13 protein-coding genes and 1 tRNA gene are annotated in these 20,143 nt (G+C 63.7%); 4 read left to right on the forward strand and 10 right to left on the reverse strand.

The window, feature by feature from the left end; genetic code table 11:
- Window positions 1-205: 205 nt before the first annotated feature.
- Genes H3U90_RS03695 through H3U90_RS03705 form a run of 3 tightly spaced genes read right to left on the reverse strand, consistent with a single transcriptional unit; the run spans window position 206 to window position 7,301 of the window.
- On the reverse strand, window positions 206-4,453 hold the full coding sequence (locus H3U90_RS03695; protein WP_198177091.1) for a murein biosynthesis integral membrane protein MurJ: 4,248 nt from the start codon (window positions 4,451-4,453) through the stop codon (window positions 206-208).
- Window positions 4,450-6,663, reverse strand: a complete 2,214-nt coding sequence (locus tag H3U90_RS03700; protein WP_198177092.1) for a DUF6049 family protein — start codon at window positions 6,661-6,663, stop codon at window positions 4,450-4,452. Before H3U90_RS03700 ends, H3U90_RS03695 begins: the two co-directional genes overlap by 4 nt.
- A complete protein-coding gene (locus H3U90_RS03705; protein ID WP_415873741.1) occupies window positions 6,660-7,301 on the reverse strand; it encodes an NUDIX hydrolase in 642 nt (213 codons plus the stop codon). Before H3U90_RS03705 ends, H3U90_RS03700 begins: the two co-directional genes overlap by 4 nt.
- A gap of 108 nt (window positions 7,302-7,409) precedes the next feature.
- Between H3U90_RS03705 and H3U90_RS03710 the strand changes: the two genes are divergently transcribed.
- The gene (locus H3U90_RS03710; protein ID WP_198177094.1) at window positions 7,410-8,828 is read left to right on the forward strand and encodes a CCA tRNA nucleotidyltransferase; all 1,419 of its coding nucleotides are present in this window, start codon (window positions 7,410-7,412) and stop codon (window positions 8,826-8,828) included.
- An 88-nt stretch (window positions 8,829-8,916) separates the two neighbouring features.
- Here H3U90_RS03710 and H3U90_RS03715 read toward each other — a convergent pair whose 3' ends face one another.
- From H3U90_RS03715 to H3U90_RS03745, 7 genes are all read right to left on the reverse strand, one after another.
- Window positions 8,917-9,528 carry a LytR C-terminal domain-containing protein gene (locus H3U90_RS03715; RefSeq protein WP_198177095.1) on the reverse strand — a complete coding sequence of 204 codons (612 nt, stop codon included), beginning with the start codon at window positions 9,526-9,528 and terminating at the stop codon, window positions 8,917-8,919.
- 10 nt (window positions 9,529-9,538) lie between these two features.
- A complete protein-coding gene (locus tag H3U90_RS03720) occupies window positions 9,539-10,459 on the reverse strand; it encodes a 4-(cytidine 5'-diphospho)-2-C-methyl-D-erythritol kinase (RefSeq protein ID WP_198177096.1) in 921 nt (306 codons plus the stop codon).
- Complete coding sequence (gene rsmA / locus H3U90_RS03725) at window positions 10,456-11,337, reverse strand: 16S rRNA (adenine(1518)-N(6)/adenine(1519)-N(6))-dimethyltransferase RsmA (RefSeq protein WP_198177097.1); 882 nt, start codon at window positions 11,335-11,337, stop codon at window positions 10,456-10,458. The genes H3U90_RS03720 and rsmA overlap by 4 nt, the downstream gene beginning before the upstream one ends.
- Before the next feature lie 33 nt (window positions 11,338-11,370).
- Window positions 11,371-12,795, reverse strand: coding sequence for a G5 domain-containing protein (locus H3U90_RS03730; protein WP_198177098.1), 1,425 nt, complete (start codon window positions 12,793-12,795; stop codon window positions 11,371-11,373).
- 403 nt (window positions 12,796-13,198) lie between these two features.
- Window positions 13,199-13,272, reverse strand: a tRNA-Thr gene (locus H3U90_RS03735).
- Window positions 13,273-13,382: 110 nt separating this feature from the next.
- Window positions 13,383-14,306 carry a DsbA family protein gene (locus tag H3U90_RS03740; protein ID WP_198177099.1) on the reverse strand — a complete coding sequence of 308 codons (924 nt, stop codon included), beginning with the start codon at window positions 14,304-14,306 and terminating at the stop codon, window positions 13,383-13,385.
- Between the two features lie 61 nt (window positions 14,307-14,367).
- On the reverse strand, window positions 14,368-16,362 hold the full coding sequence (locus tag H3U90_RS03745; protein WP_198177100.1) for a serine/threonine-protein kinase: 1,995 nt from the start codon (window positions 16,360-16,362) through the stop codon (window positions 14,368-14,370).
- Between the two features lie 154 nt (window positions 16,363-16,516).
- Between H3U90_RS03745 and H3U90_RS03750 the strand changes: the two genes are divergently transcribed.
- The 3 genes from H3U90_RS03750 (at window position 16,517) to H3U90_RS03760 (ending at window position 20,078) form a co-directional block, all read left to right on the forward strand.
- Window positions 16,517-16,915 carry a carboxymuconolactone decarboxylase family protein gene (locus tag H3U90_RS03750; RefSeq protein ID WP_198177101.1) on the forward strand — a complete coding sequence of 133 codons (399 nt, stop codon included), beginning with the start codon at window positions 16,517-16,519 and terminating at the stop codon, window positions 16,913-16,915.
- Window positions 16,916-17,117: 202 nt separating this feature from the next.
- On the forward strand, window positions 17,118-18,245 hold the full coding sequence (locus H3U90_RS03755) for an ABC transporter ATP-binding protein (RefSeq protein ID WP_198177102.1): 1,128 nt from the start codon (window positions 17,118-17,120) through the stop codon (window positions 18,243-18,245).
- A gap of 171 nt (window positions 18,246-18,416) precedes the next feature.
- Window positions 18,417-20,078, forward strand: a complete 1,662-nt coding sequence (locus H3U90_RS03760) for a DUF4032 domain-containing protein (RefSeq protein ID WP_198177103.1) — start codon at window positions 18,417-18,419, stop codon at window positions 20,076-20,078.
- The last annotated feature ends 65 nt before the right edge of the window (window positions 20,079-20,143 follow it).

The raw sequence follows: 20,143 nt of genomic DNA on the forward strand, positions 1-20,143 counted from the left end.
ACTGTATTACCTGTAGGCGCTATGTAGGAGGAAAAATCCAACACATTACCATTTCGGTACACCCATAGTATCGGCATGTGGATGGGTGGGTGGTCATGTCTGCTGATGGGGTCCATGGGGCTTGCAGGCAATTTGCGGCCGACAGATGGTCTATGGGTCGATGTCAGGATGATTCGCCTTTGTTGCCGTCGACCCACAGTCATGCTCAGAAGGCCTGAACGGAGGTGAAGCGCAGGCTGTTTCCCGGCATGCCGTCCATGGGCACCCAGACGACCAGGTCCTGAGTCGTCACCGCCTCGCGCAGGGTGACCTGGGTGGTGCCCGAGGCATCGAAGCTGAAGTCGGCCAGCGGCTGTCCCTGGTTGGGCTGAGCCGCCGTGGAATTCGCATAGACCTGGGCATGACCTCCGCTCTGAGGCGCGACGATGGTCAGGCGGGAGACCTCTTCCGGCTGGGTCAGGTGCATATACCATCCATAGCCCTGCAGGCCGGCAGGCTTGTTGAGGAAGAGCTGGCGACTGGTCTTATAGGCCGTAGTGTTCTTGGGCTTGGGCGGATCGGGAACCTTACCGGCCTCCTTGTCAGCGTGGCTGACCTTGTCTGCATCAGCATCCGCGCCAGCCTGAGCCTGATCGTTGTCATCGCCATTGCCATTGCTGGAGGGGGATGCCTCCTCGTCCCCATTGGTCTTGCCGGGGAAGGGCACGTTGGACATGACCGGCCAGCCACCCTCACTTTTGCCGACCTTGGATCGGGATCCGGTAATGGTCGAGAGGGCCCAGACCAGGGCCACCACAACGATTACAGCCGCTATGGCGATGACCACCGAGCGAGTCGTGAAGCGGCCGAACAGACGGGTGTCAGCCATATCGGCCTCGTCGTCCAGATCTTTATCCTGCTCATCGTCGGGAAGTACCGAGTAAGTCACCGGCACAGGCATGGAGTGGATTTCAGGCGTGAAGCTGGGGGGCAGCGGCTCCATGACCGTGGTCTGCTGCTCCTCCTCGTCGAAATCAGGGCTCTTGGAGGATCGGACTGTCTGGTCAGGTGCCTTGCCGGGCGCCTTGGTCTTGTCCGAAGCAGCGGCGGAAGAGGAGTGTTCATTCCGGGCTGCAGGTTCTCCACTGCCTCCGACAAGAGGTTCGGCGGCCTCAGCTCCTGTTTGGCGCGCACGCGAATCGACGTTGCCTTGTGGAGCGCTCAGGTTGGATGTTGCCTTGGCGGCCTGGCTGCTGCTGTCCGCCGCACCATTCTCCTCGCCGCTGGACTTGTGGAAGTCCCACTGGGAGAAGCCTCGCTCCACGGGGTTGTTGGCAGTCACGCCGTTGCCGCTGAGAGCCTCGGACGGTTTGCGCTGATCGTCTTTGACGGTCGGCATCCGTCCGGTCACAGCCTTGGACTCTTCCTCATTCACGGCTGCGGGTCTGGCCGCCGTAGCTCTGAGTGCGCTCACATCCATGGCTGCGGTCTTGCGGGAGGAGCTGTTCAGCGAACGCAGCCGCTGGCGCTCGTCAAAGAGCGAGAAGAGGTCGGTATCCGTATCCTCCGGATTGAGCATTTCGATCTCGCTGCGGCCGGGGAAGAGCAGTTGGTTGGTCTTCCAGTGCGGCTCATGGTGGGATACGGTCTGCCTGGCAGGCAGGGCCGAGGAGGTCAGCCCCTCGGGAAGCGGGAGTACGTTCTTGGGGTCCACTGGACGCAGGGCGACGGACTCGATGGAGGCACGGCCGTCCAGTCCGGGCCAGATCAGATCGCTGTCGGTCAGCTCCTCGGGCGGGACCCAGGGGCTGAGCAGGGCCGAGAGCTCCGCCAGGGTGACCAGCGGAACCGGCACGGTTCCCTGCTCATTCGCCAGGCCCAGCCCGCGCATGCAGATGATTTTGAACTCTTCCGGGGTCTGCTTGGGCAGCTCCTGCAGACTGGGCTGCCGTCCGTCCTGGTCGGGTCGGCGCGTCAGCATGGCATAGAGCACGCCGGCCAGCTCTCGTATGGCATACTCCTCGTTCGTCAACCCCGTCTCAGTTGAGACTGACGGGTGCTCGAGCATAGGCGATATGGGTGCATCTGCCAGGGTGATCGAGGCCGGGGCCAGCCTGATGGTGCTCGTGGAGACCGCATAGTCGACCATGCCTGCGGCATGCAGGGTCCGCATGGCCTCCGTGACCTCTCCCATGATGGTGCCGATGGCCCGGTCGCTGAGCGTTTCCCCGGCGGGTCCGTGCATGTAGTCCTTCAGAGACATGCCGGCATCGGGGGCGGTGACGATCAGGGAGACCTTGTCACGAGTGTGCAGCTGATAGACCGGGGTGAAACGGCGATCCTTGCTCAGCGCCAGGCTTGAGGCGTTGATGTTGATTCGGTCCATGCAGGTGGAATCCCCCGCGATGAAGAGCTGGCAATCCCTGTCCAGGACCTTGTCCTTGGCCCGCCAGGCGCTCAGACCGTTCGCGCGGCGGAGCAGGGTGACCAGGGTGTATCTGCCGAGGATGGTGTCTCCGATATGCGCGTTCATAGTTGCCGAGCTCTCATCAGAAGTGGGGCGCCGCCTGTAGTCGGCGACACCGTGGTGGACCTTGCTGTTCCTAGGTACAATCCTAACGGGTTGCGGGGTCGGGGGAGCCGGTGGAGGTCCGGCTATCGCGGATTCTCCATCAGCGTCGGACTCGCGGGCCTCCTCGAAGTTCTCCAGCGCTGCGTCCATGCCGGGCAGAGCGGAGTCGGGGGAGGAGGAGTGCACCACCCTGACCGAGCGGTCGGCCAGCCGGGAGGGTCGCTCCTGCAGTGCGTCCAGGCTGCGGACGGGGTGCCGGGCTGTCCTGCCCAGCCGACGGGCCAGATCGACCAGGAGCTGGATGAATTCCTCAGTGCGCAGGGCTACCAGGGTCACGACATAGATGACCGCCGTCAGCAGGGTGATGACCACGCAGATGAAGAGCGCCTGCACCCAGCTCATGTGACCCTGCCGGCCCTGAATCCAGGCGCCGACCAGGTGGGTCACCGGGGTTTTGACCGTCAGGGCGGCCGCCAGGGCCAATCCCGCAGCCAGGAAAGCCTTGGCGTAGGTGATAAGAATCCGCCGCTCGTCCAGATTTCTCTGGAAGGGGCTGCGCAGCATGTGAGCCAGGACAGGGAAGCTGAGGAGGCTGCTCAGGGACAGGCTCAGCCCTACCATCGCCGCCCAGTAACGGGGAGGCAACAGGCGTATGGATACCAGAAGCACTGCCACCTGGATGGTGTTGGAGACGGCCGCGAAGATGAAAGGATGCCGGCCATCCTCGAAGGCGTAGAAGGTGCGCTGAATGAGCAGGAAGGCGCTCGTGGGAACCAGCCCCAGGGAAAGCGTTATCAGCGGTCCTGAGATAAGGACGGACTCGTGGACGCTTACCGAGGGCAGCAGGGCTCGGGTGATGGGCACCGGAATGGCCAGCAGGACTGCGGCGAAGAAGAACATGACCAGTCCGACGTTGCGCAGGGCCTGGCTCAGATCATTGCGGGCATCCCCGATGCGGCCGTCAGAAACCGCCTTGGACAGCTTGGGGAAGAGGGCCGTGCTGACCGAGACGGCCACCAGCGAGTAGGGCAGGATGAAGATGGTGTAGGCGTTCTGATAGGAGCCGTTGCCGGCGATGTCAAACGGGTTGCCCTCCAGGGGGGCGCCGTTGTTGACGCGGGCATTGACCACGTTGGCCAGCTGGTTGATGACGACCACGCACATGCTCCAGGCCGCCACCGAGCCCATGGATCGCAGGCCGATTCCGCGCAGGCCCCAGCGAGGACGATAGCGGAAGCCGCTCATGATCAAGGGGATAAAGAGGACCAGCGCCTGGAAGGCCACCCCCAGGGTCCAGGCTCCGGCGGTCAGGGCCACCTTGCCGTTGTCCCAGAAGCCGACCGGCTGATTGCGGGCGTTGCCGAACAGGAAGATGAAGGCCAGGAAGCCCAGGCAGCTGATAACGTTGGCGCCCACCGAGCTCCAGGCGTATGCGGTGAACCGGCCCTTGGCGGCCAGGATCTGCCCCAGGACCGTGTAGAGCCCGTAGAAGAAGACCTGGGGCATGCACCAGAGCGTGAAGGAGTTGGCCAGGGCCCGCTGTGCCGGGTTCCACTTGGAGTTCAGATAGATGGTGGTCAGCACCGGAGTGCCCAGCATCAGCAGCAGGGTCAGCAGGGCCAGGAGGACCATGGCGACCGTGATCAGCTTGTTCAGCCGGTCTGCTGCGTCCCGCTCCTTGAGGGTACGCACAATCTGCGGGACCAGGACGGCGTTGAAGATGCCGCCCGAGATCAGGGTGAACATGACCTGAGGGATCATGGCGCCGGTCTGATAGGCATCGGCCGCGATCCCGGTGGTGCCTATGGCGGCTGCCAGCAGGATGGTGCGGATCTGCCCGGTTACGCGGGAGGCCGCGGTGCCCGTGGCCATGATGGCGGAATTGCGCCCTACGGAACTCATTCGTCCGGGTCCTTCGTACGGTGGAACTGCCGCCAGAGCCCCAGGAGTCCCAGGAGCACGGCGATGACAATGATGATCAGGCCGCTCATGTCGCTCAATCGCAGATTGCTGGTGATCTGAGCCCGGCGCACCTGGCCGAAGGGACGGCCCTGGCTGTCCAGCAGGCCGATGTCCACGTTGGCTCTGCCGGCTGCCGCTACTCTGACCTTGAAGGTCACCTGGGCCTCGGACCGGGCGGGAATGACCGCCTCCGCCATACGGGAGGTGACGATCTCCATGGAATCGGTTCGGGCGCTGATGCGGGCGTGGACGGGATAGGGGTGGCTGTTGCTGACGGTGACGGGCATGGAGGCCGTCTCGCTGACGACGTTCAAAGACTCGCTGGGTGTGATGCTGATGCCGTCCAAGAGCCGGTGGGATATGGCCTCGGCCTGATCGGCCAGACCAGAGGCGGCTGCGGTTCCGCCCAGGGATTTCAGAGCCAGATCGTCGTGGGCGGCGGTCAGCTGGTTCAGCCACTGATGCGGATCCTTGGGCTGGCGGGCGGTGGTGTCGGCATCCTGGCGGGCCAGGGCCTGGCTGTCGGTCTTGCCTGCTGAGGCGCTGGCGGTGGGTTGGGAATCCTGCTTGTCGGCAGCCAGGATGGAGGTGGCGAATCGGTCGATGTCAGCACGGCTGGCGATCAGGGAGTCCAGGGTGCCTGTCGGGCCATCGCCGTGTTTGGCGCTGCCCTTGGCGTTGCCGAGCTCCAGGGCCTTGAGCAGACCCGAAGATCCGCCGGTGAAGTCGGGCGCCTGCATCAGGTTGTCCATGGAGACCAGTTTGATCCATGGGGCATGCTCCAGTTCGGTCATGATCCTGTCTGCCTGTTGGGTGTCCTGATCGGCGTCGAAGCAGACCAGGAGGGAGCGTTCGGCGTAGGGCTGTTCCATCTGATAGAAGGCGCTCTGGGCTATGAACCGGGCCGTCTGCCCGGCCTGGGTCTGCTCACCGGTGGCACGTGTGGAGCTTGGATGACCTCTGGCCAGGTTGCTGAGTTCGCGCTGGGCCGACAGGACGGTTACCTTTCCGGCCTTGGTCTCGATGGTGTACTTGCCGGTGTGGGCGGAGGTGCCGGCGCCGACCTCGAAGCCCTGGGGGGCGATGACCGTCTGATATCCGGCACGGCGGGCCGCAGCGATGGATTCCATGGTCCACTCCTGTCGGCCCTGCCAGGCGTACGCGCCAGGCGCTGTGTCAGCATAGAGCTTGGCCGCGGTCTGGGCGCTCCAGGAGTCGGTGGTGACTCCAGCCTGGGTGTAACGGTCCTGGTTCTGGGATGCATACCCGGTGATGTCGAAGTCGGCCGGCTGCATCAGCCCTTGTATCTGGGGACGGTTGGCGAAGGCGGACAGGTAGACCGGGTCGCCCAGGGCTTGCAGGGACCCGTGTTTGGACAGCAGCTGGCTCTGGTCCTCCTGGCGGCGGGTCCCCTGGCGGGTCAGTGTCACGCTCCGGTTTTTATTGTTGCCCGGGCCTGACGCGGATTCGGCATTGGACTGGGTCATCAGCGCCGTCATGGCCTTGTCGTCAATGTTCCAGTCCGAGGAGGTCAGCGGCAGGACCATGGTCAGGGACAGGGCGGGGGTGCCTGCAGTGGGCAGGCCATCCCAGGTCCGCGTAAGAAAGGTGAATACGTCGCCCAGGATCCGGCCCTGATCGTCGCTTAGGGAGAGCCGGACGGGCTTGGGCCCCCAGCTGGTCATCTTCTTGATCGCGTCTTGATCAGCCGGTACGTTGACTGCGACCTCGGTGCTCTGCCCGGCCGGAATCGTCGGTACTGTCTGCGTACCCAGCACGTCCGGGGTGGGGATGCGGGCGTGGCCTTCGGACCAGGTCTGCATGTCGGCCCGTGAACTGAAGGAGTAGAGGGCGCTGGTGGACACGCTCAGATGGGCATTCTCCATGGGTTGGTTCGCGGTGTTGGTCACCGCAGCGCGCAGAGCGTAGCCGGACTGGTCGGTCACCACTGGCGTCGACCAGCGCAGGGCTACCTCGGCTGAGCTCTGATGACTGGTGGCAGCCAGGGCTGGTGTCGGATGCCAGGGAGTCATCACCAGGGCCAGCAGAAGGATTGTCGCCAGCAGGACTCGGGTCCACCGGGTCCACCGATTGAAGGCATGAATGTGCTGGCTGGTGCGCCCGCTCGGGCGCAGGGGGGTCTGGATCATGGCTGTTTTTTGTACTTCCTTGCGTAGAGCCAGGCTATTTTACGCTCATTGGGGTAACTGAGCACTGAGGTCAGGTCTGAGAAGTCCACCCAGATGGCATCTTCGGCCTCATGATCGGGGTCGCCCTCCACGCTCAGGGATCCGCCGATCATCCGCAGGACGAAATGATGGACCAGCTTGTGGACCCGCTGATTGGTCCCGGTGAACCAGTAGTCGATGGTGGCGATGGAATCGGTCACCCTACCCAGTATCCCCGTCTCCTCGTGGACCTCGCGCACCGCAGTCTGCTCGGGTGTTTCCCCCTTCTCGATATGCCCCTTGGGCAGGCACCATTCCAGGTGGCCAGAGCGGGAGTGCCGGGCGATGATGGCCACCCGGCCATGCCGGTCAAAAATCAGCCCACCCGCCGAATATTCGCGCACCACCGGCAGCTCCTGGGCATCCAGGGAGGCAAAGGTCGAAGGTCCCGAGGCATGCTTGTGCCGGGGCATGAGGGCAGGTGTGGGAGCGTCATCCTCGGTCTGTATGCGCTCGCGGATCTGCGGATCCAGACGTTCGCTTACAGTCTCCACCAGGTGGTCCCGACTCTGCTGGCCGCGGGCATGGGTATCCGCAGAATCGGCGCTATGTGCAAGCATGCGCGCCATGTCCGCGGGCGTAATCATACTCCAACTTTACGTAAGGTAATGTGCAGGTGGGGTAACGGTATGCTAGTAGGCGCATCAACTCCGTAGGAAAGGGTGAGCGTGGATTTCCAAGTCTGGCCGGAGGCCATCGAGCTCGGGCGCCTCTTCGCCGAGCAGGGATTTGAACTGGCGTTGGTAGGGGGTCCTGTACGTGATCTGCTCCTGCACCGGCCCTCCCACGACCTGGACTTCTGCACCTCGGCCAGGCCCGAGCAGTTCGAACCCATCCTGCGTCACTGGGGGTCGGGCTTCTGGGATATGGGGCGCAAATTCGGCACCCTGGGCGCGCTGCGGCGGCGTCCTGACGGCACCGAGGTCAAGGTGGAGGTGACTACCTACCGGCGAGACACCTATGATCCGGACTCCCGCAAGCCCGAGGTGGACTATGGGGACAACCTTGAGGGCGACCTTTCACGGCGTGACTTCACCGTCAACGCCATGGCCCTGCGGGTGCCCGACCTGGTGTTCGTAGACCCCTACCGGGGGGCCAACGACTTGGCCAAGCAGGTGCTGCGGACCCCGGTGGATCCCCGCCAGTCCTTCGAGGACGATCCCCTGCGGATGATGCGGGCCGTGCGATTCGTGGCCCAGCTGGGATTCACCATCGCCCCGGAGACCGCAGAGGCCATCACCCGCATGACCGATCGAATCAACATCGTCTCGGCCGAGCGGATTCGCGACGAGCTGACCAAGCTTATGCTGTCCGACCACCCCGTGCAGGGCATTGAGGCTCTGGTGCAGTCCGGCCTGGCTGACATCGTTCTGCCGGAGGTGCCGGCTCTGCAGCTGGAGATAGACGAGCATCACCGGCACAAGGATGTCTTCGAGCACACCCTGATGGTGGTGGACCGGGCCATCGCCCTGGAGACAGGACCTGACGGACCGGTACCCGCCCCGGACCTGACCCTGCGCCTTGCCGCTCTGCTGCACGACATCGGCAAGCCCGCCACCAGACGCTTTGAGCCCGGTGGCAAGGTCAGCTTCCATCACCATGATGCAGTCGGAGCCCGGTTGGCCCGCAAGCGCCTCAAGGCCCTGCGCTTCGACCACCACCTGATCGCCGACGTCTGCGACCTGATCTCCATGCATCTGCGTTTCCACGGCTACGTGGACGAGCGGTGGACCGATGCGGCCGTACGCCGCTATGCCCGGGAGACCGGCCCGCTTTATGAGCGTCTCAATCGCCTGACCCGGGCCGATGCGACCACCCGCAACAAGCGCAAGGCCCAGGTCTTCTCCTCCGCCATGGACGAGTTGGAGGACAGGGTGGCTCAGTTGCGTCGGCAAGAGGACCTGGATGCCATCCGGCCCGACTTGGATGGACGGCAGATCATGCAGATCCTGGACCTTAAACCCGGACCGCAGGTGGGACGTGCCTATCAGCATATGCTGGACTACCGCCTGGATCAGGGCCCGGTCGACCGGCAGACAGCCGAGCAGGAGTTGCGGGACTGGTGGCAAAGAGAAGGCGCTGACTAAGCCTGACTCAGGTCGTACCTTTCCGGGCGGGCGCTCTTGGTCGGGAGACTGCGGATGTTGAACCCGGCGGTACGCCGGATCTGCGGTGTCAGGCCTTGGGAGCCTTGGGCAGGTTCTTCATGGAGGAGGGGTCGGCCTGGCAGCCCTTGATGGCTTCGATCTTGCGGCCTACGACAGAGTTGCTGTCCTCGTCGTCCAGATCGGTAAAGGTGGCCCCGATGACCACGTCGATCAAATCGTCGTTGCGGTCGTCCATGATCAGAACCGCATCATTGAATTGGGATCCCACTGTGTAGCCGCGGTCAATGGCTGAGGCCCCGAAGCGTATCTGGGTGCGGGCGGTCTCGGTCTTGCCCGGATAGTCCGCCACATCCTGCATGTTGAATCCCCGATTGCGTAGGGCCGAGGCCAGGGCTGTGGCCAGTCCGGACTTGTTGGTTCCGTTGAGCACGCGCACGCGGATGTCGGGGTGGTTGACCAGCTTGGCATTGTCGGGCGGGCAGGGCACTGCGACCCCGTAGTTGGGCTTGGCGATGGTGGCGTGTTCGGCAGTATGCCCGATGGACCCGAAGATGATCAGTCCGCAGATGATCAGGATGGCCACTAGGGCGCTGACGACTATGGTGAAGACCATCTTCTGCCGCCGTCGCACGAACTGCCTGCGGGCCTCGCGTTCGTCGAGTGGTTCGGGATTCGTCATGTTGCCTACTCTACTGTCCATGGGTGACTCGCAGGGGGATTATCCTGGGCAGGACTGGCGAGTCAGTCTCGATGATCCTGTCCACGGCATTCTGCTCCCGCCAGAGCCTTATCAGTGTGCTTGCCTGCTCGGGGCGAGGGGCCATGACCACCACAGAGGGGCCCGATCCGGAGACGAAGGCCGGACCGGTGCCTGCCCGCCGGGCGAGGTCCAGGGCCTGGCGCGAGCGCGGGTGCAGGGTACAGGCGGTCTCCTGCAGGTCGTTCAAGTCGTCGGAGCCGGGTCCGATCAGATCGAAGGCCTTGTAGACCTGGGCGGTGCTCAGCTGGTCCTCGTAGGCCCCGATCAGGAGGTGCCCGGTCAGCCCGGCCCGGGACAGCCGCTGGGCTTGCAGACCATCCGGTTCCAGGGGTTCCAGAATCTGGCCGAAGCCCGTGCCCCTGCTGAGCCCTCCATGCAGGCAGAAGGGCAGGTCTGCGCCCAGCCCGGCGGCGATACGATCCAGATCGGCGGCAGCCATCCCCAGATTCCAGAGCCGGTTCAGCCCCAGCATGGTTCCGGCGGCATCCGCGGATCCGCCGGCCAGTCCGGCACCCACCGGTATCCGCTTGACGATGTGGATGGCCACATCAGGCTGGTGTCCGGTGGCCTTGGCCATGGCCAGGAGGGCCTTGACGGCCAGGTTGGCATGTGGATCGGCATCACGGCGGTTCAGGTCGCCCAGGTGATCGCCCTCCAGGCTCAGGCGGAATCCACTGCCTGGTTCTCTCCGGCGAAGTTCGACTTTGTCCCAGATTCCCACGGCACTGTATATGGTGTCCAGGCGGTGTCGCCCTCCAAGGTCGGTTCGCGTCGGGCCGACGCGGAGCCTCAGATTGATCTTGGCGGGACAGTAAAGGGCAACGCCCTCCCTCCTGGCTGCCGGGCTCACGCAGCCACCTCGCGGCGGGCTTGCTCCAGGGCGACGAACTCCTCGATGGTCATGGTTTCCCCCCGGCGTGCAGGGTCGATGCCTGCGGTCTGGAAGGCTTCGGCGGTCACCAGGCTCTTAAGTGCGGCGTGCAGGGTCTTGCGGCGCTGTCCGAAGGCGGCATCGATCAGAGAGAAGACCTGGGTCCTCGTGCTTTCGTCCCCGAGCCCGCGTCCATTCTTGTACCGAGTGAAGGAGACCAAAGCTGAGTCCACGTTGGGGGCGGGCCAGAAGACATGGCGCCCAATCCTGCCCGCCTGGGCGGCATGCCCATACCAGGCCAGCTTCAGACTGGGAGCGCCGTAGACCTTGGAGCCCGGGGCGGCCGTGAGCCGGTCCGCCACCTCCTTCTGGACCATGACCAGGAACCGGCTCAGATTGGCGAACCGGGCCAGGAGGGTCAGAATGATCGGAGTGGCAACGTTATATGGCAGGTTGGCCACCATGGCCAGGTCGGTGGCCTTGCCCGCGTCGCCTGCCAGCTGAGGGGTCAGGGTCAGGGCATCCCGGTTGATTACGGTCAGCCGGTCCAGGCTCTCCGGCATGCGCTCGCTGACGGTCTGCGGCAGCTGTCGGGCCAGAACGGGATCGATCTCGTCGGCGGTCACCAGGCAGCCCGCCTCCAACAATCCAAGAGTCAGGGATCCCAGACCAGGACCCACCTCCAGAACGGGCTGGCCAGATTCCACCTTGGCCAGACGGACAATCCTGCGGACAGTCCCTGGATCGATGACGAAGTTCTGCCCCAGCCGTTTGGTGGGGTGGATGCCGATCTGGTCGGCGAGGCGTCGGATGTCGGCTGCTCCCAGGAGGCGGTCACTCTCGGTTTTAGTGTCCATTTCTGTTCGTTGCTCGTAGATGTGGTTAGGGGATCAGTACCAGTTGTATTGCTCCGAGTGGTGCCAGGCTGTACTCGGATTACCGTATTTATAGTTGATGTACCAGAGGCCCCAGTCGATCTGAATGGCAGCATCATCGCGCCAATTGTCTCCATATCTCGCCATCTGAGAGCCTGGCAGAGATTGGGGGATGCCATAGGCGCCTGAATCTTTATTCTCGGCATACCAGAGCCATCTTGATTCCTTGTTCCAGAGTTTCACCAGGTCATCGAATTGCGAACCCGTCCATCCCCGCTGGGCGGCAGCGCCCCCGGCATAGGCCTGGGCTACACCGGGTTTTGCATGCCAAAGACCGTCACGAGATGGACTGGGCGCTGGTGCTGGCGACGGGGCTGGTTTGTTCTCGGGCTTGGTTGGAGCTGGTGTGCTTGGCTGTTTCGGCTGCGTAGTCTGCGGCGGCTTGGTCTGTGTTGGCGCAGGGGCCGGTGTCGTTGCCGACTGCGAATCCTTGCTGGTCAAGGGGCTCGGAGAGGGGGTCTTCTGCGCCTGTTGGGAATCCTTTCCTGTGTCCTTGGACTGCTGCCCGCTGTTCTGTCCCTCCTTCGGCTTGTCGGGACCGACGGCCACCACCTGATCCACCGGTATGGCTACGGTCTCCTCCTTGATCACCTGCTCCGATTCGGCCTGTCCGTCCACGTAGGTGACCCGGATGGTCTGCAGGCGTTGACCTGCTACGCCCGCCTGCCGCATCTGGGTCTGACCGGGCGCCAGGCTCGGGTCGACCACGGTCCTCGTAGCGAAGGGTATGGGGATTGTTCTTTGAGTGTTTCCGTGGGTGACCCGTTGGACCCGCAGCACGGTGGTGCCCTGGTCATGCTCGACGCTGACCCGGTCCTCCTTGCCCAGCACGATGCCCTTGGAGTCCAGGATGGAGGCGGCTGGGAGCTTGCCGTCAGGGGCCACCGAGGTCTTCCCGTCAGCTATGACCGTGACCGGCCCTGTCTGGTTGATGACCAGACCGCCGGTCAGTTGGTTATAGACGTTGTCCACATCCACGGTGACCTTCATGGCCTGCCTGCGGTTCTCCTCGAAGAATCCCAGCAGCTGGTCCATGCTGGTGGCCGTGGTCCAGAAAGGCACCCGCTGGCCCTGGATGACGATGGTGGTCTGGTAGGCGGAACGCACAGTGACCGCCGCATGGTTGCGCAGCTGGCCTCCTGAAGTGGAATCGACCAGGTCGTGGGTCTTGACCTTGATCCCTCGCTCGCGCAGCAGACCGTCCACGCTGTAGGCGTAGGTGGTCACCATTCTGGTCTGCCCGTTGACGCTCAGCGCCACGCTCTTGCGCGCGGCTATGCCGAAGGTCAGGACCGTGGCCAGAACGACCAGGAGGGCACAGGAGACCACGCGGATTCTTCTGAGCACGACGAAACGCCGCGGTGTCCAGCGTCTGGCCATGTGCTCGCCTCCCTGTTCCTGCCTTGTCTGTACCCGGCAATTCTAACGGGGCGTGCATGGAGCGAGGCCGCACAATTCGCAAGGTCGGGCAAACATCCACATTTGTCGCAGACCGTCGGCAACAAAAAAGCCGACCTGGCCGTCATCGGTCAGTCGGCTTTTCAAGACCCGGGCCCTGGGCCGGCGGATCAACGTCAAGAGGACGGGAATGAAGGGGAATGCTCCCGTCCTCGAATACGAACGGAGATGGTTGGGGAAAAGCTCCGTTCGTACTTCGGAGAACGAGCCTCCGAAATGACTTACTCGAGGGAAGTATTTGCAATTATCCAGGTAATGTCCATTATTATAGCCTGCCCGGAGACAAAGCCGGATAGTCGGATTTAATGGTTCGTTCCTGGCGTAGAGCCTCCTGTCAGAGTCGAACTGACGACCTGCCGCTTACAAGGCGGCTGCTCTGGCCAACTGAGCTAAGGAGGCGGTCCCGGTGGTCCATTACAGCATTCCGGGCCGCGGTACGGAATGATATCGTACCATCACCGTGCCCCCAAGGGGACGCTGGGCGCATAATTTCTCTCGACCTGCCCGGTTCAGCTCAGCGAGCGCGGTTGGCCGGAGGCGCCGATGGCCGGCATGGCGCCCTTGACGCCCACCTTTGACTGGTCCAGGCCCAGAGCCTTGAGCAGGCCTGAACTGTAGTCCAAGCCCGCTCGGGACAGGTTGCCCAGCTCCCAGTAATTGCCGTTGATGCGGACCGTGGGCGTGGTCATCTGCCCCTTGTTGGACCCGCTGGGATTCCAGAGCTCCTTGCGCAGGGGGGTGTAGGCGTCCATGGCCTTGATCCAAGCCCGGTAGTGGCCCTTGACCGCCTGATCGGCGACCTTGGGATCAACCCCGGCCTTTATGGCCTGCTGGCGGATCTTGTCGTTGCTGACGGGGTGGTAGTCGGACTCGTCCGGTTGGAAGTCCTTGGCGTAGAGATTGGCGATGAAGGGCAGCAGGTGTTCGGGGTCGTGCTGGGCCACGTAGATGGTGGCCGTGCCCGTCCTGGTCGAATAGTTGTCGGTGGAGAGCCGGTCCATGAAGCTCATGGGGTAGATGACCAGGTTGATCTGTCCGGCATCCACCAGACCGGTCAGGGTGGAGTCCAGCCCGCGGTGCAAAGCGCCACAGCCTGGGCACATGAAGTCCATGTAGATCTCCACGGTCGGAGCCTTGGCCACCGGCTTGCCCAGCCCCTTGGAACTGATCAGGAAGCCGCCCTGGTCATTGGCGGCCGAGGGCTTTTCCTTGACCTTTGCGACGGCCTGACGAGCCTGCTCCAGGTCCTGGGTCTTGACAGGGCGATGGCTGCGCCAGTACAGGAATCCGCCCAGAGCGATCAGGGCGATGAGCACCACGGTGACGATGACGCCGATCATAGTCTGCTGGCGGCGCTCCTTGGCCTCCTGGAGCCGTCGGGCCTCTTCCTGGGCCTTGAGCGCGGCCTTGCGGTTCTGCTTGCCCTTGGACATGACCTGGATCCTTTCCTTGGCGTACTGAGCATAGTGTAGCCGCCAGGGGTGGAGCGCGACCTTAGGCGCGCAGAAGGTGGATGGGGGCCCAGTCCATGGAGGGTTGGGCTATCAGCCCGGCAAGGAGGACGGCAATGATCAGCAGCCAGATCAGGAGCAGAATCCACCTGCGGCGGGGGCTGCCCGGCATCTCGGGGTCCTGGCGGCCCAGGGGAATACGGCCTGCCGCCAAACGCAGGACCATGTTGCCGCTGTCGGCCTTGGGGGTTGAGCGGTCCTGCGTGGGCAAGGTCGTCAACAGCCAGCCGACCAGCGTCGCCAGGGCCATGGCCAGTCCGCCGGCGGACAGGGGCCTGGCCGCCGGGAGGGGGAGGGCCAGCAGGTGTTCGCCCAGGGTCAGGCCTGCGCGAACGGTGGTGAGGGTGCCGGCCCAGGTCAGCGGCAGGGCCACCAAGGCTTGGACAAGGATTATGCCCGGCAGGCGGAGCAGGGCGGCCGCCAGGCCCTTGAGCAGGTGCCAGGGGAGGGCGGCCACGTTCAGCAGATGGTCGGTGCCCCGCCTAGGGCCGCTGCGGCGCAGCTCCCGTTCGATCTGGGCTTTTATGCCCCATCCTGCGGTGCTCAGGACCCACAGGAGGATTCCGGCGGCGACCAGTGCCGAGACCGGGGCCAGGGCTGTCAGCAGGGCGGGGAAAACTCCCAGCATGACCAGGCAGGGGGTTCCGGCTTTCAAGTAACGCAGACGTCGCATCTGTGCGGGGGGCTGGTCTCCCAACCAGTGGGCGTTCGCCTCGTTGCGGTATCCGCTGGGCAGGGGCTGTGCCGGTGGCAGCGGGTCCTGAACAGTGGTGGCCTGCAGATCTTGGCGGTCGGCCAGGGGTTGTTGATCCTGCCAGGTCTGGGTCTGCTCCTGCTGCTCCTGGATAGCGGGAAGGGGGTTCAAGAGGCTGGTGGGTTGCTCCGAGTCGGGCAGGAGGGTCGTCTGTTCATCGGCTTCGTCCTCGGTCGGAGGTCGTGACCAGGCCGTCCGTGGACTGTCTGGATCAGCCTGTCTGATTGGTGGCATGGGCATGGTGGCCGGTTCAACGACCATGGTGGGCGAGTCGGCCTGCCCCTCAGCCCCCGAAGAGCCGGCGCCAAAAGGGCGCATCGTCTCCTGACTGCCCGTATCCTGGTCGTCTTGCTCCCCCTGCCAGGCCTGCGGATCCATGGCATCCCGGCTGATGGCCTCCAAGAGTTCCTGGGGTGTGCAACGCGCGCCTCGGTCGGGGGAGAGGGCCGAGCGCAAGGCTCTCATGGTGCCGGTGGGTAGCCCGGACAGGTCGGCATTGCCTGAGGCCTCCCGCTCCAGGACCGCCATCATGGGTTTGTCGCCGAAGACCGCCCGTCCGGTGGCCGCGTAGGCCAGAACGGCGGCCGTGCTCCACCAGTCGGTTCCCTGATCGGCCTCGGCTCCGTCGATGATCTCCGGGGCGATGAAGCCGGGGGTCCCCATGACCAGCCCGGTCCTGGTCACGTGGCTCTGCCCCTGGCCCATGGCGATGCCGAAGTCCACCAGCACCGGCCCCGAGACCGAAATCATGACATTGGTGGGTTTGATGTCCCTGTGGACGATGCCCGCCTGGTGGACGGCTGCGACGGCATCGGTCAGCTTGCGTGCCAGCCGCTCCAGGTCGTCGCCACGATAGGGGCCGTTGACCGCCACATCGTCGCGCAGGTTACGCCCCTCGATCAGCTCTGTCACGATGAATGCCAAGGCATCATCAAGTTCCATATCCACGATCCGGCAGACTCCTGGATGACGGATCCGCTGCAGGGCCAGAGCCTCGCGTCGCAGGCGCTCACGGGCCGAGGCACGGTCACGTTCGTCAGGGCTCTCTGACGAGACCTGGTCCTCCTCCAGGGATTCCCGCAGAATCTTCATGGCGTAGTCCTGGCCTCCGCCATCCCGTGCACGCCAGACGGACCCCATGGCGCCGCCGCCCAGGGGCTCGATCAGGGTGTAGCCCCCGACCAGCCGTCCCGGCCTTAGGTCCAAACCCTCAAGATCGCTCATATCTCCATTGTGCCCCGACTGGTTGAAAAGCACCTGATTGCGGCCCCGGCTGTTTCGCCGCGTCCGAGGCCGCCAGCGGCATAATGAGCGAACAGGCGTTGATACAATATTCTCGGCGGGAAAATATGCAAAACAACAGAAAGAAGGGGCTTCCATGGAAGCTTCGCGCTTTGAAAAGGGATCCGAGGCCTTGGCCGCTATTGACGGCAAGGGAGGCCAGGCTGTCATCGATTCGCTTCAGGATATAGCGCCGGACCTTGGCCGTTGGATTGTCGAATTCGCCTTTGGCGACATATACACCCGGAAAGGACTGGATCTCCAGCAGCGTGAGCTGGTCACCATAGGCAGCCTGGTGACGCAGGGTGACACGGCCCCGCAGCTGGCCGTTCATATACAGGGGGCCCTGAATGTCGGGCTGAGCAGGGCGGCCGTGGTCGAAGCCATACTCCAATGTGCTCCCTACGTGGGATTCCCCAGGGTCATCAATGCGATCAACGTTGCCAGGACGGTCTTCGAGCGCGATTCCGAAGATTCCGACAAGTCCAAGGATTGAGTAGGCAAGGGTTCGCACGTCGAATTCGGACCTTGGTGTATAGTGGGCACTGGCTCAAGGGAGAGTTTCTCTTAACCACAAAATAGAAAACCGTCGCATGGCCATGCCGATGTCGGTGTTGACCCCGGGACGGAAACCACAGTGAAAAACAACCCTTCACTACGGATCGTTCGGCACGTACCTGCCGATGAAAGGATGAACAATGGCAGAAGTGGTATTCGACCACGTCACTCGTATCTACCCGGGCAACGATGAGCCCTCGGTCAGTGACCTCAGTCTGGACATCAGAGACGGTGAATTCCTTGTTCTGGTTGGGCCTTCCGGTTGCGGAAAGTCCACAACCCTGCGCATGCTGGCCGGCTTGGAAGAGGTCAACAAGGGGCGCATCATGATTGGCGACAAGGACGTGACGACCATGCAGCCCAAGGACCGCGACATCGCCATGGTCTTCCAGAACTACGCCCTTTACCCCCACATGACCGTGGCCGACAACATGGGCTTCGCCCTGAAGATCGCCGGCACCCCCAAGGACGAGATCCGCCAGCGGGTGGAGAAGGCCGCCGAGGTGTTGGATCTGACCGAGTACCTGGACCGCAAGCCCAAGGCCCTGTCCGGTGGTCAGCGCCAGCGTGTGGCCATGGGCCGCGCTATTGTGCGTCAGCCCAAGGTCTTCCTGATGGATGAGCCTCTGTCCAACTTGGACGCCAAGCTGCGTGTCCAGACCCGTACCCAGATCGCCGCCCTGCAGCGTCAGCTCAACGTCACCACCCTGTACGTGACCCACGATCAGACCGAGGCTCTGACCATGGGCGACAGGATCGCCGTCATCAAGCTGGGCGTCCTGCAGCAGGTGGGTGCGCCTACCGAGCTTTACGATCGGCCCGAGAACGTCTTCGTGGCCGGCTTCATCGGCTCGCCCTCCATGAACATCAACATCCACCCCGTGGTCAACGGCCAGGCCAAGATCGGTGAGGACACCATCAGCCTGCCTCGCGAGGCCGTCGACAAGCTGACCCCCGAGGACCAGGGCAAGATTGTGGTGGGCTTCCGTCCAGAGAATGCTGCTCTGGCCGGTGCCGACGATCCGGATGCCTTCTCCCTGAAGGTGGCCAACGTGGAGGATCTGGGCTCCGACGGCTACATCTACGGCAACATTCTGACCGACAACAGCGTGGCTGAACAGGCCATCGTCATGTCCGACCAGAACAAGCTGACCACCATCCGTGTCAACCCGCGTGACCTGCCCAAGGTGGGCGACGTGGTCAAGATCCACATCGATCCTGAAAAGATGCACCTGTTCTCCCCGGCCAGCGAGCTGCGGCTGAACTGAGCGTTCCTGTGACCCTGTGGCTCGGCCATGGTTTCCCGCCGAGCCGCAGGGCCCGTATCGATCATTGATATCATCTCCTTTCCTTGTTGACCGGGTGACCAGGAGCCCCGCGCGGCGCATCCGTGCGGGGCTCTTCCCGTATAGGATGGGCGGCGATGGGATGGATGAAGCATGACTAGCGTGAACATCAACCGGGCGACGGCCTCCTCTCTGGACCCTCGTGCCCTGAAAGCCACCTCGATAAAGACCACGACCGATCCCTCCTCCGAGCAGGAGCCGGCCGCTCTGCACATCACGGCCACCAGCTCCAACCCCAGGATGTTCACCCTGCCCTGGGAGCGGCCGCTGGCCACCTGGCCCCGGGATTTGCTGGCCAACCTGCCCAGGGGTATCTCCCGGCACGTGGTTCGCTTCGTTCACGTGGGCGACGATGTCTACGCCATGAAGGAGATCACCCAGCGTGTGGCCGAGCGTGAGTATGAGCTCCTGCGCAAGCTGCAAAAACTGGAGCTGCCCACGGTCAACCCCATCGCCGTGGTCACCGGTCGGCACACCCGCGAGGGCGAGCCGCTTGAAGCCATGCTGGTCACCCAGCACCTGAAGTTCTCACTGCCCTACCGTGCCCTCTTCGCCCGTAATCTGCGTCCGGATACTGCCGAGCGCCTGATTGATGCCCTGGCGGTCCTTCTGGTTCGGCTCCATCTGGCCGGCTTCTACTGGGGCGATGTCTCCCTGTCCAACGTGCTCTTCCTGCGTGATGCGGACGCCTTCTCGGCCTTCCTGGTCGATGCCGAGACCGGCGATCTGCATCCCAGCCTGACTGATGGCCAGCGAGAGTATGACATCGACCTGGCCAGGACCAACATCATCGGCGAGCTTATGGATCTGGATTCCGGCAACCTGCTGGCCGGCGAGGTGGACGAGGTCGGCGTAGGCAACCGGCTGGTGGACCGCTATCACTCCCTCTGGAGCGCCCTGACGGACGTGGACAGCTTCGATCCGGATGAGATGTGGAAGATTGAGCGCCGAGTCAACCGGCTCAACGATCTGGGCTTTGACGTGGACGAGCTGGAGATGAAGACCGAGGAGGACGGCAACCGGGTGCTGGTGCGCCCCAGGGTGGTCGATGCCGGCTACGCCTCCCGCAAGCTGCTGCGGCTGACCGGCCTGGATGTGCAGGAGAATCAGGCCCGGAGGCTGCTCAACGATTTGGATGCCTACCGGGCATCCACCTGGCGGCAGGGCGAGGATCTGGAGATTGTGGCCACCGACTGGATGCGGGAGGTCTTCGAGCCCACCGTACGCATGATCCCGCCGGAATACCGCTCGCAGATCGAACCGGCCCAGTTCTTCCATGAGGTGCTGACCCACCGCTGGCTGATGGCCGAGAAGGCCGGTCACGATGTGCCCATGGCCGAGGCCGTGCAGAGCTACATCAGTGAGTCCCTGCCCGAGTACCGGCTGGACTCCGAGGACATGAAGACCATCAACGAAGAGGCCGATGCCGGCGTGGTCGACGACGAGATGAACTGGCAGGGCGGCCGTGCCCCGGCTGGTCAGGGTAAGCAAGCCACCCGCGATCAGACCGACAAGGACGCGGACGGCCATGAAACAGCTGACAATGGCGTGAACGTCCGAGCCGATGCTGGCGGCCGGACCGGGGCAGAAACTCAGGCTGACCGTGACCGGGCGGGCGGGAAGGTGCCGTCACAGCCGGCCTTTGAGGATGCGAATGGCGGACGAAGCTCGCTGAGGTCGGTCTATGCCCCCGGCAGCCTGGATGCGGCTGCCGACCAGGACGATCAGGATGATGCGGTCTGGGCTTCCAGCTGATTGATTGGTTTGTGCGGCAAGGGCCTGCTGCATGTTGGTTGTTGCGCACAGGCTGTTGCCGCTTG

Origin of the sequence: Bifidobacterium sp. W8103 (genome assembly GCF_016100775.1) — a bacterium.
Classification (GTDB): domain Bacteria; phylum Actinomycetota; class Actinomycetes; order Actinomycetales; family Bifidobacteriaceae; genus Bombiscardovia; species Bombiscardovia choladohabitans.